The sequence below is a fragment of the Pasteurella atlantica genome (genome assembly GCF_963693435.1).
GTDB lineage: Bacteria > Pseudomonadota > Gammaproteobacteria > Enterobacterales > Pasteurellaceae > Phocoenobacter > Phocoenobacter atlanticus.
Window position 1 is genome coordinate 1,191,184 of the sequence record NZ_OY856306.1, and the last position, 17,010, is coordinate 1,208,193.

12 protein-coding genes are annotated in these 17,010 nt (G+C 34.3%); 8 read left to right on the forward strand and 4 right to left on the reverse strand.

Features of this window, described 5'->3' with window-relative positions; genetic code table 11:
- The first annotated feature begins 19 nt into the window (after positions 1-19).
- The 7 genes from U9966_RS05675 (at position 20) to lpxA (ending at position 7,742) form a co-directional block, all read left to right on the forward strand.
- Positions 20-889, forward strand: a complete 870-nt coding sequence (locus U9966_RS05675; protein WP_306347075.1) for a phosphatidate cytidylyltransferase — start codon at positions 20-22, stop codon at positions 887-889.
- A 17-nt stretch (positions 890-906) separates the two neighbouring features.
- On the forward strand, positions 907-2,220 hold the full coding sequence (rseP, locus tag U9966_RS05680; protein WP_306347076.1) for an RIP metalloprotease RseP: 1,314 nt from the start codon (positions 907-909) through the stop codon (positions 2,218-2,220).
- 56 nt (positions 2,221-2,276) lie between these two features.
- Positions 2,277-4,661 carry an outer membrane protein assembly factor BamA gene (gene bamA, locus U9966_RS05685; protein WP_306347077.1) on the forward strand — a complete coding sequence of 795 codons (2,385 nt, stop codon included), beginning with the start codon at positions 2,277-2,279 and terminating at the stop codon, positions 4,659-4,661.
- An 88-nt stretch (positions 4,662-4,749) separates the two neighbouring features.
- Positions 4,750-5,418, forward strand: a complete 669-nt coding sequence (locus U9966_RS05690) for an OmpH/Skp family outer membrane protein (protein ID WP_306347078.1) — start codon at positions 4,750-4,752, stop codon at positions 5,416-5,418.
- A 13-nt stretch (positions 5,419-5,431) separates the two neighbouring features.
- Positions 5,432-6,472: a UDP-3-O-(3-hydroxymyristoyl)glucosamine N-acyltransferase gene (lpxD, locus tag U9966_RS05695; protein WP_306347079.1), complete on the forward strand. Its 1,041-nt coding sequence runs from the start codon at positions 5,432-5,434 to the stop codon at positions 6,470-6,472.
- A 7-nt stretch (positions 6,473-6,479) separates the two neighbouring features.
- A complete protein-coding gene (fabZ, locus tag U9966_RS05700) occupies positions 6,480-6,938 on the forward strand; it encodes a 3-hydroxyacyl-ACP dehydratase FabZ (protein WP_306347080.1) in 459 nt (152 codons plus the stop codon).
- A 9-nt stretch (positions 6,939-6,947) separates the two neighbouring features.
- A complete protein-coding gene (lpxA, locus tag U9966_RS05705) occupies positions 6,948-7,742 on the forward strand; it encodes an acyl-ACP--UDP-N-acetylglucosamine O-acyltransferase (RefSeq protein WP_306347081.1) in 795 nt (264 codons plus the stop codon).
- Between the two features lie 171 nt (positions 7,743-7,913).
- On the opposite strand, the gene U9966_RS05710 is transcribed toward lpxA, so the two are convergent.
- The 4 genes from U9966_RS05710 to sucA all read right to left on the reverse strand — a co-directional run bounded on the left by U9966_RS05710 (position 7,914) and on the right by sucA (position 14,465).
- A complete protein-coding gene (locus U9966_RS05710; protein WP_306347082.1) occupies positions 7,914-8,468 on the reverse strand; it encodes a hypothetical protein in 555 nt (184 codons plus the stop codon).
- Positions 8,469-8,545: 77 nt separating this feature from the next.
- Positions 8,546-10,066 carry an alanine/glycine:cation symporter family protein gene (locus U9966_RS05715; protein ID WP_306347083.1) on the reverse strand — a complete coding sequence of 507 codons (1,521 nt, stop codon included), beginning with the start codon at positions 10,064-10,066 and terminating at the stop codon, positions 8,546-8,548.
- A gap of 352 nt (positions 10,067-10,418) precedes the next feature.
- Entirely contained in the window at positions 10,419-11,627 is a 1,209-nt protein-coding gene (gene odhB / locus U9966_RS05720) for a 2-oxoglutarate dehydrogenase complex dihydrolipoyllysine-residue succinyltransferase (RefSeq protein WP_306347084.1), read from the reverse strand.
- Positions 11,628-11,648: 21 nt separating this feature from the next.
- Entirely contained in the window at positions 11,649-14,465 is a 2,817-nt protein-coding gene (sucA, locus tag U9966_RS05725) for a 2-oxoglutarate dehydrogenase E1 component (RefSeq protein WP_306347139.1), read from the reverse strand.
- Positions 14,466-14,679: 214 nt separating this feature from the next.
- Here sucA and U9966_RS05730 point away from each other — a divergent pair, with 214 nt between their 5' ends.
- Complete coding sequence (locus U9966_RS05730; RefSeq protein ID WP_306347085.1) at positions 14,680-17,007, forward strand: DNA internalization-related competence protein ComEC/Rec2; 2,328 nt, start codon at positions 14,680-14,682, stop codon at positions 17,005-17,007.
- Positions 17,008-17,010 lie beyond the last annotated feature (3 nt).

The window sequence follows — 17,010 nt, forward strand, 5'->3', positions numbered from 1 at the left end:
CAACAAATAAGGAAACAAAATGCTTAAACAACGAATACTCTCTGCACTGATTATGATTCCACTTGCGTTATTGGGATTATTTTTTCTTTCGCCACTTCCTTTCTTTCTTGCGATATCGGTTTTAGTCGTATTAGGAATGTGGGAATGGGCACAATTTGCGGGTATTAAACGCTCTATTGGACGAATAATTGTTGCCTTAGTTACTTTGGGGATTTTATTATTTCCGATAATGGCTGGCACTTATTCCATTAAAAAAGCAGATTTTCTTAATGATGTTACCACGCCATTGTTATTTGTTGGGGTAATTTGGTGGTTAGTAGCGTTATTTTTAGTGATCGGTTACCCAAAAACAGCCAAGTTTTGGGCAAAATCCATCAGTGCTAAATTTATTTTTGGCTTTTTGACCTTAGTCCCATTTTTAATCGCAATGCCAGCACTACGTTTTTATCACTACCATTCAAATCCTTATCAAGGGGCATTTTTATTACTTTATGTATTAGTGCTTGTTTGGTCGGCGGATTCAGGAGCGTATTTCTTTGGACGAGCATTGGGTAAACATAAATTAGCCCCAAAAGTATCCCCTGGTAAATCGATTGAAGGGGCGATTGGGGGCTTAGTGACTGCTGGGGTGGTGTCATTTATCTTCTTGCAAGTGAATCCGAGTGATATGTTAAGTGCTAAATTAAATATGGCTGCCTTTATTGTGGTTTCTATCCTGACCGTTGCGATCTCAATTTTAGGCGATTTAACAGAAAGTATGTTTAAACGTCAAGCGGGTGTGAAAGACAGCAGTAATTTAATTCCAGGACACGGTGGGATTTTAGATCGTATTGATAGCCTAACGGCGGCAGTGCCTTTCTTTGCCGTAGCATTTTTCTTCTTTTTATAGGATTTAGTAGGTAAATTGTGACAGCGACATTGTCTTTTCTATTTTTAATCTGTGTGTTAGTGACGGTACACGAGTATGGTCACTTTGCCGTTGCTCGTGCCTGTGGCGTGAGAGTGTTACGTTTTTCTATTGGTTTTGGAAAAGTGTTGTGGAAAAGAACCGATAAAAAAGGCACAGAGTGGGTAATTTCGTTAATTCCACTTGGCGGTTATGTCAAAATGCTTAATGATGAACAAGGCTTTGCGGATAGCGAACGTTATGATAACAAAGCCGTTTGGCAAAGAATGTTAATTATTTTAGCTGGACCTGTTGCCAACTTTATTTTTGCCATTTTTGCTTATTGGGCAGTATTTGTTTCAGGTGTACCAACACTAAAACCAGTGGTTGGCGAAGTAGTACCAAACAGCATTGTGGCAATGGCGAAGATACCGACAGAATTTGAATTTACACAAATTGATGGTAGAAATGTACAAGATTGGGAAGAAGTGGCATTAGCTTTTATTGGTAATGTGGGTTCAGAAAAGGTAGAAGTTAAAGGGCATTTAATTGATAGCCAATATCCGCAATCTTTTCAGTTGGATTTATCACAATGGCAATTTAATGGTAATAAAGACAATCCGCTAACGGCATTGGGAATTATTCCAAAAAGAGCCATTGTTGAACCAATAATTAAAACAGTAGTCAAAGATTCGGTTGCTGAAAAAGTAGGTTTACAGGCGAAAGATATAATACGTAAGGTAAACCAAGCTCCCTTTGATTGGCATCATTTGATTGAAGTCGTTCAAACAGGAAAACAATTACAATTAGAAATTAAACGTGATACAGAAATACTGACGTTCAATTTGTTACCTCAACAATCAAAAGAAAGTAAAAGATATGTTATTGGTATTACTCCACAGTATCAACCACTAGCGGAAAAGTATCGTGTTGTGCTAGAATATGGTATTCTTGAAGCCTTTGAAAAAGGTGTTGAAAAAGTGACTTCACTTATTCATACGGTGTTTCAATTTATAGTAAATTTAATAACAGGTAATCTCTCAATAAAGAATATGGGAGGACCTATTGCAATGGCTAAGGGTGCGGTTGCAAGTGCAGAAGTGGGTTTTATTTATTATCTTAGCTTTATGGCATTGATTAGTGTAAATTTAGGCGTAATGAATTTATTTCCTCTTTTGCCTCTTGATGGTGGACAATTTATTTTGTTAAGTGTTGAAGCAATTCGAGGAAAAGCCACGTCAAAAAATTTACAAGAGCGATTTCAGCAGTTAGGGATGATATTTGTAATAGGGTTAATGGTTTTTGCTTTGTTTAATGATTTAATTCATTTTTAATTAAATAAAGCGATAACTTTAGATAAATATTTTATAAAATACATAGGGATTTTTTAATGAAAAAATTATTACTTTCAAGTCTTTTGTTAGCAAATGGTGTAATTGCCTCACCTTTTGTTGTAAAAGATATACGTATTGATGGAGTTTCTCCTGAAATTCAACGTTCAATTCTTTCAAAATTGCCCGTAAGAGTTGGGCAAAGAGTAACGGATAGAGATCTTACTAATGTTGTTCAGCAATTATATATTCAACAACGTTTTGATGATGTAATTGCAAAACGAGAAGGGAATGCTTTAGTGATCGAAGTGGTTGAGAAACCATTTATTGCTGATATAGAAATAGTGGGAAATAAGATTATTCCAACAAAAGCATTAAAAGAAAACTTGAAAGCAAATTTAATTGTTAAGGGTGAAATTTATAATGCTCAAAAATTAAAATCTTTTAAAGACGGATTACTTGAACACTATTACTCTGTTGGTCGCTATAATGCAATAGTGAATACTATTGTTCAGCGATTAGCTAATGGTCAAATAAAAATAAAATTAGATATTAAAGAAGATGAAGTAGCTTATGTTAAGCAAATTCATTTTCAAGGAAATAAAGCTTTTGAGGAAGATGAATTAATTAAAATATTAGATATTCAACCAGATGTTTCTTGGTGGAATATTTTTTCAAGTAGTAAATATGAGCAGCAAGTTTTTAAAAAAGATTTAGATGCATTACGTAATTTTTACTTAAATCGTGGTTATGTTAAGTTTGCGATTAATGATGTTAAAACTGACTTTAGCAATAATAAAAAAGACGTTAAATTAACTTATAAAATTAGTGAAGGTAAACAGTATAAAGTTAGTAAGGTTCGTGTTATTGGCGATACGGCAAACTTAGATAATGAATTAAATAAAATTTTAAAAGAATATAAAACGGGTGATATTTTTCGAGCAAAAGATATTGATGCACTAAAATCTAAACTAGAGTATCGTTTAGGCGAAGATGGTTATGGTTCAGCAAAAATACAGATGTCTTTTTCTTTTGATGAAGAAAATAATACCGTTGCCATTGCTTATGTCGTAGAAGCAGGAAAGCGAATTTATGTTCGTCGTGTTCGTTTTGAAGGAAATAATGTGACAGCTGATTCAACGTTACGTCGTGAAATGCGTCAGCAAGAGGGTACTTGGTTGTCAACCAGTGCCATTGCAACAGGTAAAGCACGTTTAGAGCGAACTGGTTTTTATGAAGCTGTAGAAATGAAGACAGTAAATGTACCAAATACCACTGACCAAGTGGATGTAGTGTACACCATCACAGAGCGTAATACCGGAAGTATTAATTTTAGTATTGGCTATGGTACTGGTAGTGGTTTTACATATCAGGCTGGAATTAAACAGAAAAATTTCTTAGGTATGGGATCAACAATTAGCCTAGATGGAACACGTAATGATTATAGTACAACATTGCGATTTGGTTATGAAGAACCTTATTTCACGAAAGATGGAGTAAGTTTAGGGGGAGATGTTTATTATAGTAAGTATGACTATTCTAAAAATGGATCATCTTCAGGCTATAAAAGAACAACTTTAGGAATTGATGGTACTTTAGGATTTCCTGTTGATGAATATAATAGTTACTATTTAGGTCTTGGTGCAACTAAAGATAAAATTAATAATGTTGATCGTGAATTTACACGTGAAAAATATGTAAAAGCGATGGATATTAAGATACCAAATGGTGTTGAAAAATATGCAAAAATTAAAACAACAGATTTTAACTTTAGTTTTGGCTGGAATTATAATAGTTTAGATCGAGGCTTTATGCCAACCGAAGGCTTGCAAGCAAGTTTCGGTGGTAATGTAACTATTCCTGGATCAGATAATAAGTACTATAAATTAAATACTAAATTTGCACATTATTATCCATTAAATAGAGAACATAGTTGGGTCATTAGTTCTCGTTTAAAACTTGGTTATGCGAGTGGTATTAGTGGTAAGGAAATTCCATTCTTCCAAACATATAGTTCAGGTGGAATAGGTTCTGTTCGAGGTTTTTCTTATGGTTCTATTGGTCCTAATGCAATTTACTTAGGAAAAACAACGGGTAAATTTGATCAATTATCTAATGATATCATTGGTGGTAATGCAATGGCAGTGGCGAATTTAGAACTAATTATGCCAACGCCATTTGTAGCACAGAAATATCAGCATAGAGTAAGAACGACATTGTTTGTAGATGCAGGAACCGTTTGGAACACCAAATGGGATGCTAAGAAATTCAATAAAAATGTGCCAGACTATGGTGATTACAAACGATTTAGAGCTTCTGCGGGAATTGGGTTACAATGGAATTCACCAATTGGACCATTATTGTTATCTTATTCAAAACCGTTACGCAAGTATAAAAATGATGATGTAGAACAATTCCAATTTAGTATTGGTGGTTCGTTCTAAAGTTAAAATAAGAAATGGTAAGATAGTAAATTTATTATATTATCTTACCGCTTATTGATATTAATTAAAATTTTATAAGGAATTATTAATGAAAAAAGTATTTAAAATCGCTAGCGTTGTAGCAAGCTTAGTCATTGTAGTAAATACAGCAAGCGCTGAAGATAAGATTGGTTTTGTTACACCACAGTTTGTTATTCAAAACCATCCTTTATTTGCAGAATCTTCTGATTTCTCGAAAAAAGTGCAACAGGAAAGAAAAGCTCTTGAAATTGAAGATCAGAGATTATCTGAAGAAGAGAAATCATTAGTTGCTCAAGCAGAAGAATTGAAAAAAGAAGAAAAAAAAGTTATTGAACAAATAAAAGAAAAAAGAGAAGCGTTGAGTAAACAAGCGCCAAGACTTCGTAGTAAAGAGATTAAAAAACGTCAAGAAGCGATTGCCACATTAGCCAATGCATTTGAAAAGAAAGCACAAGCATTTAATAAAAAAGAGGTAGCATTTAGAGAAAAAGTGATTAATTACCGTAAAAAATCAAAAGAAGTTGGTCAAACTCTAGCAATGGAAGAAGCAAAAGTTCGTAGTCAAATTATTAAACAAATTGATGGTAAGATTAAAGAAATAGCTGAAGACAAAGGTTATACAATAATTTTAAATGCAAATTCGGTTGTGTTTGCTTCTGAAAAAGAAAATAATTTGGATGAAGAAGTTCTTAAAGCAGTAGGTGGAACAATGCCTAAATTACCAGCTAAAAAATAATGATGAGTAATTAATGGAAAAATTTCTTTTAGGTTATTTAACTAATCAAATCGGTGGTTCTCTTCGGGGAAACGCCGATTTGGTGATCTCAGGTATTGCACCTTTTAAAAATGCAAAGAAAGAGCATATTACATTTATTTCAAATCCTAAGTTTCGTACTCAGTTAAAAGAAAGTCAAGCTGGTGCAATTATTGTTAGCCGAAATGATGTTGAATTTTGCTCAGAAAGTCAGAATTTAATCATAGTTGAAGATCCTTATGTTGCCTATGCATTATTAGCACAATGTATGGATACAACACCAAAATCAGCTCAAAGCATAGAACCTAGTGCAGTAATTGCATCCAATGTTGTTTTAGGTGAAAACGTTTCAATTGGTGCAAATGCCGTTATTGAAGAAGGTGTAACACTTGGAGATGGCGTAATTATTGGTGCTGGTTGTTTTATTGGTAAACATACTCAAATTGGTAAAAATACTCAACTGTGGGCAAATGTGTCGGTTTATCATAATGTTCAAATTGGTGAAAATTGTCTAATACAGTCTGCTACGGTAATTGGTAGTGATGGCTTTGGTTATGCAAATAGTAAAGGGAAATGGATTAAAATCCCACAAACTGGTGGTGTAATTATTGGAAATAATGTTGAAATAGGTGCTTGTACTTGTATTGATCGAGGAGCATTAGATTCAACAGTAATTGAAGATAATGTTATTATTGATAACCTATGTCAGATAGCCCATAATGTACACATTGGTACAGGTACTGCAATTGCAGGCGGTGTGATAATGGCAGGAAGTTTAAAAGTAGGACGTTACTGCTTAATTGGTGGGGCAAGTGCTATTAATGGGCATATGGAGATCTGTGATGGTGTGACTATTACGGGTATGAGTATGGTTATTCGCTCAATCACTGAGAAAGGAACTTACTCATCTGGTATGCCAGTACAACCAAATACACAATGGCGAAAAACAGCTACTTTAATGATGAATATTGATGGAATAAATAAACGTCTGAAAAGTATTGAAAAACAAAAATTAAGTATTGAAGAGGACAATTGAGTTGGATATGGAACAACAAAGTAGAGAGTCTAGAATTATTGAAACAACAGAGATAATGAAACTTCTACCACATCGTTACCCTTTTTTATTGGTTGATAGAGTTATTGATTTTGAAGAAGGAAAATGGATTACAGCAATAAAAAATGTGACGGCGAATGAACCTTGTTTTACAGGTCATTTTCCTAAACAACCTATTTTTCCAGGTGTGTTAATTATGGAGTCTCTTGCTCAAGCAATGGGAATTTTAGCATTTAAAACACACCAATTAGAAGGTGGTGAAATATTTTATTTTGCAGGAATTAATAATGCTCGTTTTAAAAAACCAGTATTGCCTGGAGATCAAATGAAATTACAGGTTAACATTTTAAAAGAAATGCGAGGAGTAATTCGTTTTACTGGTACTGTAACCGTTGAAGGAAAAACAGTCTGTGAAGCAGAATTAATGTGTGCTCGTCGTCAATCCTAAGGAGTATTTATGCAATTAATTCATCGTACGGCTAAAATTAGTCCATTGGCTATTATTGAAGAAGGTGCAATAATTGGAGAAAGCGTCGAAATTGGTGCATATACAATCATTGGTAAGAATGTAGAGATTAGAGCAAGAACTAAAATTCATTCTCATGTCATTATTAATGGTCATACTCAGATTGGTAAAGAAAATGAAATTTATCAATTTGCAACAATAGGTGAGAAAAATCAAGACCTTAAATATAAAGATGAACCCACTAGAACAATCATTGGTGATCGTAATCGTATTCGTGAAAGTGTGACTATTCATAGAGGTACTGTACAAGGTGGTGGAGTGACTAAGATTGGTGATGATAATTTATTAATGATCAATACTCATATAGCACATGATTGTCAAATTGGAAATCGTTGTATTCTTGCAAATAATGCTACTCTTGGTGGGCACGTAACTCTTAATGATTTTGTTATTGTAGGTGGAATGTCAGCAATACATCAATTTGTTGTAATTGGCTCACACGTAATGCTTGGTGGTGGTTCTATTGTTGTTCAAGATATTCCTCCTTATGTAATGGCACAAGGAAATCACGCACGTCCATTTGGTGTAAACTTTGAAGGCTTGAAGCGTCGAGGCTTTGAAAAAGCAACAATGCATGCAATTCGGAATGTATATAAATTGATTTATCGCAGTGGAAAAAAAGTAGAAGAAGTGCAACAGGATATTGAACATTATGCTAAAACAGAAGCTGCAATTAGCCTATTTTTAGATTTCTTTAAAAACTCAACTCGTGGAATTATTCGATAATTTATATTTAAAATAGGGATAACTCCCAGAATTAGAGTGATTTAATTAACTAGGGTCTCATTTTTAATAAAAACCTTAGAAGTTACGGTTAACTTTTGAGGTTTGGTCTGAATTTGCAAAAAACAACAATAATGTTACCGCTTAAAGATTGAAATAAGGTTTACGAAACTATTAGTTGAGTGTTGAATAATCTCTAATTGCAGAACTTGGTAATGCTAAAAAGTCTGCTAACATCTGCATATCTTTTCGCATTTGTTCTAGTCCATTATGATTCAAAATATTAATACGACGTCCACCTTTGGTGAGCATATTCATCTCATAGCAAACGTAACTTAGCTGCTGTTTCTGATTGATTTGTAGCCCTACAATATTTTCTAATTTAACACATCGATATGGTTTTTTTGAAAAAACACCTATTTTCTTATCAAATTTAATTTTAGCAATATAATCGCTAGAGACGTAAAATCCCAGTATAATCAAACTTATACCGAAGAGCGTAATAAATAAAAAAAGATCAAGTTGTGAAGTGTAATAATAAATGATAGAAGCAATAACAAATAGCAATCCTCCTAAAACAAAGTAGAGCATTGAGTAGCCGATGGATTCTCTTGTAGGTTTGAAATAGAATAACTCATCTTCAACGATAGCATAATGAGTACAAAATTTAGGACCATTTTTTAATAAATGCTTACTTAAGTTAATCTCGTGCTGAATTACTTTTTTCATACTATACCTCACTGATAAAAAATAAGCCTATCAAAGGATAGGCTCATTCTATAATAGTTGTGTTTTATTTGATAGAATTATTTATATTTTTTAATCTCACCAGATTTCACTCGAGCGACAAAAGATACAAATTCTTTTTTAACAACAGGCATTAAAAAGTAAAGACCAATGATGTTAAAGATAGACATTGCAAAAATTGCGGCATCAGAGAAGTCGATAACAAAACCAAACTTAACAGTTGCACCGATAACAACGAATAAACAGAAAACAATTTTATAAACCATTTCTTTATTCGCGCCTTCACCCACTAAGTAAGTCCAGCCTTTAAGACCATAGTAAGACCACGAAATCATAGTTGAGAATGCAAATAAGATAACAGCAACAGCTAATGGATATTTAAACCAATCTGCAGTATGAGTAAATGATTCAGCGGTTAATTGAACACCAGTTAAACCAGAACCATCAAATGGTGCTGTATTTTGTCCTGCAATAGTGATAACTAAAGCAGTCATTGTACAGATAACAACAGTATCAATTAATGGTTCAAGTAATGAAACTAATCCTTCTGTAATAGGTTCATCTGTTTTAACTGCTGAGTGAGCAATTGCCGCTGAACCAACTCCTGCTTCATTAGAGAATGTCGCACGTTTTAAACCTTGAATTAATGCACCGATAAAACCACCAGTTACACCATCCGCTGAGAATGCACCATCAATAATAGATGAGAAAGCAGGACCAATATGATCGACGTTTGAGCCAATAACAAAAAGAGACATCGCGATATATAAAAATGCCATCCAAGGTACAAGCTTTTCAGTTACTGAAGAAATTGATGGCATACCACCGAAGATAACAGAGAATGTAAGAGCAGCTAAAATAATACCAGTTACTACACCATATTCAGCAGGAACGCCAAAGGCATAATTTAACATTGCGTGTGCTTGGTTTGCTTGGAACATATTACCGCCACCTAACGAACCTAAGATAACCATAATAGCAAAACCAACAGCAAGGAATTTACCTAAACCACCAAAACCACGTTCTTTTAAGCCTTGGCTTAAGTAGTACATTGGACCGCCAGAAACTACACCTGAAGGTAAAATAGTACGGTATTTAACCCCAAGAGTACATTCCACAAATTTAGAAGCCATTCCTAAAAGACCTACTATAATCATCCAAAATGTTGCACCTGGACCACCAATAGCAAGAGCTGCACCCACACCCGCAATATTACCTAAACCAACCGTTCCAGAAAGAGCTGTGGTTAATGCTTGAAAGTGACTAACTTCACCAGCTTCTTTTTTATCTGGATTCGTGTATTTACCACGTAAAATATCAATTGCTAAACCAAATTTACGAAATTGAACGAAGCCGAAATAGAAAGAAAAGATCAATGCTGCAACAAGTAACCAGCCTGCAATTAATAAGAAACTTGTTCCATTAATATCTACTGAATAGAAGATGGTGCTAACAAAAGGACCAAAAACAGTAGCCATCGTACTATCAACATTATGACTTAATGTTGTAAGCCAAGATTCTGCACTAGCAGAAAGGGGAAGTAATAGCACTAAAAATGCCATCATTTTTTTAAAGTTCATATAAATCACTCCAAGTAATTAAAAAATAAATCTAGCAATCTACAATTGAATATTTATTATAAAATAGGGTAGAGCTAGTCGTATCAATGACAATTAAACTAATGTTTTTCAATAAGTTAGATTAAATAAAACCATTAAAATTTTAAAAGTCATCTTTTCATTCTATATAGCTCGATTTATTTTGCAACTATTTTTTAACTTTTTTATTTTTTTTGTAACATTTTGTTTTTTGTTATGATGCTTTGAAATTTTGCTAAATATCATACTATTGGTGTTTGGATTTGCGTCATATAGACGAAAACCCAAGCACATCATTTGGAAAAACAATATGTGCTTAGGTTTTTTTAATAGGTTAAATATCTAACAATAATCTTGTTGGGTCTTCTAATAAATCTTTAATTGTAACTAAAAATCCAACAGATTCTTTACCATCAATTAAACGATGATCATAAGAAAGGGCAAGATACATCATTGGGCAGATAACGACTTCACCATCAATTGCTACTGGGCGATCTTTTATCGTATGCATTCCTAAAATGGCACTTTGAGGTGGATTGATAATAGGTGTGGACATCAGTGAACCAAATATCCCCCCATTAGTAATGGTAAAAGTCCCCCCTGTTAAATCTTCAACAGTTAATTTACCATCACGTCCTTTAATGGCTAGTGCTTTAATCGTTTTTTCAATTTCTGCCATACTTAGCTTATCACAATCACGTAATACAGGTGTAACCAAGCCTCTTGGGGTTGAAACTGCGATACTAATATCAAAATAGTTATGATAAATTACGTCATCTCCGTCAATAGATGCATTGATTTCAGGGTAGCGTTTTAATGCTTCAACCACGGCTTTAATATAAAATGACATAAAACCTAAGCGAACATTATGTTGTTTTTCAAAAGCATCCCCATAGGTTTTACGTAAATTCATAATAGGTTGCATATTTACTTCATTAAAAGTAGTAAGCATTGCGGTAGTATTTTTTGCTTCCAATAAACGTTCTGCAATACGTTTACGTAAACGAGTCATTGGAACACGTTTTTCATTACGATTTGTGTCAACAGAAAAATGCGTTTCTGGTTTTACTGGTTTATTTTTTGTTTTGATAACTGCTTCAACATCTTGACGAGAAATTCGCCCACCTACACCAGAACCTGTAATTTCATCAGCATTTAAGTCGTGCTCGGCTAATAAACGACGAATTGCTGGTCCCTGAGCATTGGCTAAATGATTGTCGTGTTCAATGGCTGCAGTACGACGATCTAATGGCGTGGCTTCATTTTTATCGACTGTTGCTGTTGTTATTTTACCATCATTATCTTGTATCGTACTTAGTTTTCCAAGAAGTTGCTTGCTGGTTACTGTTGCGCCTTCCTGTTGAAGAATTTCTTCAAGTATTCCCTCTTTTTCAGCAGGGACTTCAAGTACCACTTTATCTGTTTCAATTTCAACAAGAATATCATCTCGCTGAACCTTATCTCCTACTTTTTTATGCCAAGTCGCAACCATTGCGTCTGCAACAGATTCTGGTAAATCAGGAGTAAGAATTTCAATAGTCATAATATTTTCCTTTTCTTTCTTTTAAAGGGTTAATGCATCATCAACGAGTTGCTGCTGTTGTTGTGTATGTAGAGCCATACTTCCGACTGCGGGTGATGCAGACGCTTCTCTTCCTGCATAACGTAACGTTGATTTTGGAGGAATAGACTCTGTAAAATGATGATTGCTTGAGTACCACGCCCCTTGATTTTGAGGTTCTTCTTGGCACCATACATAATCTTTTACGTGTTTATAGCGTTTGAGAATATGCAGCACATCTTCAAGTGGGTAAGGGTAAAGTTGTTCAATACGAATAATCGCCACATCATTTTGTTTGTTTTTACGGCGTTGTTCGAGTAAGTCATAATAAACTTTACCCGAGCAAAGTATCACTCGTTTTATGTCTTTAGGATCGAGATCATCAATTTCATCAATCACATTTTGGAATGTACCGTGAATTAATTCTTCTTGTTTCGACACCGCAAGTGGGTGGCGAAGCAATGATTTTGGCGATAACACAATCAATGGACGACGCATTTTACGAATGGCTTGGCGACGTAGCATATGATAAACCTGTGCAGGAGTAGAAGGAATACACACCTGCATATTGTGTTGAGCACAAAGCTGTAAATAACGTTCTAAACGAGCTGAAGAGTGTTCAGGTCCTTGTCCTTCGTAACCGTGAGGGAGTAGCATTACTAAACCACACATACGTCCCCATTTTTGTTCACCAGAACTAATAAATTGGTCAATAACGATTTGAGCACCATTTGCAAAATCACCAAATTGGGCTTCCCAAATAGTAAGGGTTTTTGGTAATGTGATTGCATAACCATATTCAAACGCCAATACCGCTTCTTCAGAAAGTACTGAATCCCAGACTTCAAAATGCCCTTGACTAGAATGAAGATTAACTAATGGAATATAGCCTGTACCATCTTTTTGATTATGAATAACACTGTGTCGATGGAAGAATGTACCACGTCCCGCATCTTCTCCAGATAGGCGAATATGCGTACCATCGTCTAATAAAGTCGCATAAGCCATTATTTCAGCCATACCCCAATCAAATAACTTTTCACCTTTTGCCATTGCTTGGCGATCTTGATAGATTTTGGCAACACGAGATTGCGGAACAACGCTTTCTGGATAGCTAGCAACACGTTTTGCAAGGCTGATAAATCGCTCTTGATCAAATTTACTTTCATAAGGATCTGTCCATTCGTGGTTAAGGTAGGAGACCCAATCCGCTTTTGTTTTATCCATTTTACGCCACTCAGGAACAACACATTCACCATTATCCAAGGCATCACGATAGAGATTGATTATTTCAGTCACTTGTTCTTCTGTAACAATCCCTTCTGCAATTAAACGATCGGCATAAATTTTACGAGGAGTTGGATGTTTTTTGATAATGCTATACATTATTGGCTGTGTAGCCATTGGTTCATCGGCTTCATTGTGACCGTGACGACGATAAGAAATCAACTCAATAAAAATATCACGTTTAAATAAAGCACGATATTCTACTGCCATTTGGGCTGCAAATGCTACTGCTTCAGGATCATCTCCATTAACGTGAATAATTGGTGCTTGCACCATTTTTGCTATATCAGTGCAAAATTCGGTTGAACGAGTATCAAGAGGGTTAGAGGTAGTGAAACCGATCTGATTATTAATGACAATACGAATGGCACCTCCCACGCTATAACCACGAGCGTGAGACATATTCAATGTCTCTTGTACTACACCTTGTCCTGCAATGGCTGAATCACCGTGAACAGTGACGGCTAATACTTTGTTGTGTTTAGTGTCATTTTTACGAATTTGTCTCGCTCGAGTTGAACCAATAACCACTGGATTTACAATTTCTAAATGAGAAGGATTAAAAGCAAGAACAAGATGCATTAGTTTATCGTCTGCGGCAAAATAAGAAGAAAAACCTTGATGATATTTTACATCCCCAGTTCTATCGCCAGAATGTTTACCTGAAAATTCATCAAAAAGTTCAGTCGGTTTTTTTCCTAGTACATTGACTAGCATATTTAAACGTCCACGATGTGCCATTCCCATCGTGACATCAGACATTCCTTGACGACTAGCGTGGCGAATAATCTCTTTCATCATTGGAATAAACGCATCGCTTCCTTCTAGAGAAAAGCGTTTAGCACCAGGGAATTTTGCCCCGATATAACGTTCTAATCCATCAGCGGCAGTTAATTCTTCTAAAAAATTGATACGTTGTTGAGGAGAGAAAAGGGGTTTATTTAATAGACTTTCTATTTTTTTTTGTAACCATATTTTTTGTTCTTGATCTTGTACGTGCATAAATTCAAGCCCAATAGTACCACAATAAGTCTCTTTTAATTTTTTATCTAATTCACGTAATGTAATGGTTTCTTGATTATAAACGTAACGATTAATCGTAAAGGTTTCATCTAAATCGGATTCACTAAAGCCGTGAAAACGATAGTCTAATTCAGGCACTTGTGATGTTTTCCAACGGTAATAATTGAGTGGGTCTAAATTGGCTTCCAAATAACCACGAAAACGGTGAGCATTAATAAATTGCAATATTTTAACTAATTTTGCACTTGCATCAGGAGCAATAGCTGTTGTGCCATTTAGATGGCTAGTTTTTGCTAAATGACGAAAATAATCTCTCACACAAGAGTGTGCTTGTTCTATTTTTTGAGATTGAGGTAAGGCATCAAAGATACCACGCCAGCTTTCTTCTACCGAAGTAGGATCATCGAGATATTGTTCATAAATATCTTCAATATAAGATTGGCTTGCTCCATTAAGTGCTGAAGATGCCAGCCACTCTTCAAAATTTGTATGAGTTGTATTATTTGCCATATAACTTGTACCTGATTTTAAGCTTTTTAGTGCCATATATTATGCCTTAAACTTAATTAAAAAACTTAAATTATTACAAAAAATACATTTTTTTAACAAAGCAAAAACAAAATTTGTGATCTAGATCGATAAATTTTAAGTAATGTTTAGCTAAATTCATCAAGTAATCGCATTCTACGATCCAATATATGGTTATTAAAATAGAAATTTAGCAATGAATTTAGACCGATTTTGTATTTTATTTTGTTTTTTATTATTAAGTATTTTCTGGTTTCCCTTAGATTATTTTTATTGGGCGATTTGGGGGAGTAGTTTAGGTGCAATAATTGTCTTTAGCATTAGAAAAAGAATGTGGGGGGCATTTTTTATTATACTCTCAGTGAGTTTTTATCAAGTACAACAAATTGCAAAAAATACTCAAAATGTCACCGCTTATCAAACGACGGAGAACATTAAGATCATTCAAATTTTGCACCAGATAGGCTATCAAACAGCAATTGCTCAATTGGAAAATAGTATTAAATTATATTTAAAATGGCAAACGGATACGCCCTTAGAATTAGAAAGAAACTATCAAGCAAGTTTAAAAATTCGTCCTATTTCAAGTCGATTAAACACTGGGAATTTTAATCGTCAACAATGGTATTTTGCAAATAATATTAATGCAATAGCGACAGTCAAAAAAGCAAATTTAATACAAAAGTCACGTGATCATTTATCAACTCGAACACGATGGTTGGAGAGAGTAAAACAACAAACGGAGAAATTTGCTACACAAGGGTTAATGTTGGCACTTAGCTTTGGTGAAAGAGCGTGGTTGAATAATCAAACGTGGCAACCTTTTAAGCAAACAGCAACGGCACATTTAATTGCCATTTCAGGTTTACATATTGGTTTAGTAATGTGGCTGGGATTTGGGTTAGCAAAATTGGGGCAGTATGTCATATTGTTGATTTTGAATAAAACAAGCGGTCACATTTTTATAAAATTTTGCAAAAAGTTAGCATTATCTTACCGCTTGCCATTCTTATTGGGGTTATGTTGTGCCTTGGGATATGCTTTTTTAGCCAATTTTTCTACGCCTACGTTAAGAGCGTTACTTGCCATTAGTTTTGTTTTATGTTTCCAATTCGCTCGTCGTCATTACACGCCAATGCAATTTTGGTGGCGAATAGTAGTGGTGTTGTTAATTTGTAATCCGATCGCCTTATTATCCAGTAGCTTTTGGCTTTCTATCTTGGCAGTACTGTGTTTGATTATTTGGTATCGTTATTTTCCATTAAAAAAAATACTTGAGGTATTACCTTTTAATGATAAATGGTTAAAGGCAAAAAGTGTTCGCTTTATTCTCAAGTTGTTACATTTACAAATCGGTATTTTATTACTTTTTGCACCTGTACAATTTTATTTTTTTGAAGGTTTATCGCCGTTTGGTTTTATTGCAAATCTAATTATTGTCCCTTTTTATAGTTTAATCATTGTCCCTTTTATTTTGTTTTCACTGGTCACGGATAATCTTTTTGATACTTGGCAAATCGTTGATGATTTATTGCAAATGAGCCTTGATCTATTAACCCCTCTTTCCCATTCTTGGTTTTTCTTAAGTCAATATCAACAATGGCAATATCTTACCGTGAATTTATTTATTCTACTTATTTTATACACTTGGTTAAATTATAAATTTAGACAATACTGGAAGCAGATTATTATTGCGACTGTGATATTTAATAGTCTATTTTATGCCTATTATTTCACAAAGCCACGAACACAATGGATTACCTTTGATGTAGGTCAGGGTTTAGCGAATGCCTTAGTATATCAACACGGTTTACAAACTAAAGCTGTATTATATGATACAGGAGTAAGTTGGGGCAAAGGAAAGGCACAAAATTCAATGGCAAAATTAGAAATTCTGCCTTATTTAAAACGCAATGGTATTAAAGTAGACGCTATATTCTTAAGTCACGATGATAAAGATCATTCAGGGGGAATAGTCGATATTTTAAAAGCTTATCCAAAAGCAAGGTTAATTTCATCAAGTAACAGAAAATATGCCAATCGGCAAACAGAGCCTTGTATTCAAGGAAAACAATGGCAATTTGGCAAGTTTCATTTACAAGTTTACTATCCTAAAGCGGTGACATTTAAAGCAAAAAATGCAAATTCTTGCGTAATTTTAGTGAAAATTCAAAACTTTAAAATTTTGCTAACGGGAGATATTACTCAAAATGAAGAACCTTATTTTTCACAAAAAATAGGTCGAGTCGATTTTTTACAAGTTCCACATCACGGCAGTAAAACCAGCACCAGTTATACTTTACTTAACTACACAAAACCTAAATTTGCAATGGTTTCAACAGGGCGTTGGAATATTTGGCATTTGCCGAATAAGAATATAATAAAACGATTAGAAAAGAGAAATATTAAAGTGTTAGATACTGCAAAAGTGGGAATGATTACAGTCAATTTTTATGATCAAAAATATAAAGTTAAAGTAGCGAGAGGAGAGAACAGTAGTTGGTATAATGATTTTTTTAGATAGAAA

Excerpts from the sequence above, each read along its gene's own strand:
- sucA (WP_306347139.1), bottom strand. The coding sequence starts at position 14,465 with ATGGCAAATAATACAACTCATACAAATTTTGAAGAGTGGCTGGCATCT.
- U9966_RS05730 (WP_306347085.1), top strand. The coding sequence starts at position 14,680 with ATGAATTTAGACCGATTTTGTATTTTATTTTGTTTTTTATTATTAAGT.
- U9966_RS05715 (WP_306347083.1), bottom strand. The coding sequence starts at position 10,066 with ATGAACTTTAAAAAAATGATGGCATTTTTAGTGCTATTACTTCCCCTT.
- lpxA (WP_306347081.1), top strand. The coding sequence starts at position 6,948 with ATGCAATTAATTCATCGTACGGCTAAAATTAGTCCATTGGCTATTATT.
- fabZ (WP_306347080.1), top strand. The coding sequence starts at position 6,480 with ATGGAACAACAAAGTAGAGAGTCTAGAATTATTGAAACAACAGAGATA.
- bamA (WP_306347077.1), top strand. The coding sequence starts at position 2,277 with ATGAAAAAATTATTACTTTCAAGTCTTTTGTTAGCAAATGGTGTAATT.
- lpxD (WP_306347079.1), top strand. The coding sequence starts at position 5,432 with ATGGAAAAATTTCTTTTAGGTTATTTAACTAATCAAATCGGTGGTTCT.
- odhB (WP_306347084.1), bottom strand. The coding sequence starts at position 11,627 with ATGACTATTGAAATTCTTACTCCTGATTTACCAGAATCTGTTGCAGAC.
- U9966_RS05690 (WP_306347078.1), top strand. The coding sequence starts at position 4,750 with ATGAAAAAAGTATTTAAAATCGCTAGCGTTGTAGCAAGCTTAGTCATT.
- U9966_RS05710 (WP_306347082.1), bottom strand. The coding sequence starts at position 8,468 with ATGAAAAAAGTAATTCAGCACGAGATTAACTTAAGTAAGCATTTATTA.
- U9966_RS05675 (WP_306347075.1), top strand. The coding sequence starts at position 20 with ATGCTTAAACAACGAATACTCTCTGCACTGATTATGATTCCACTTGCG.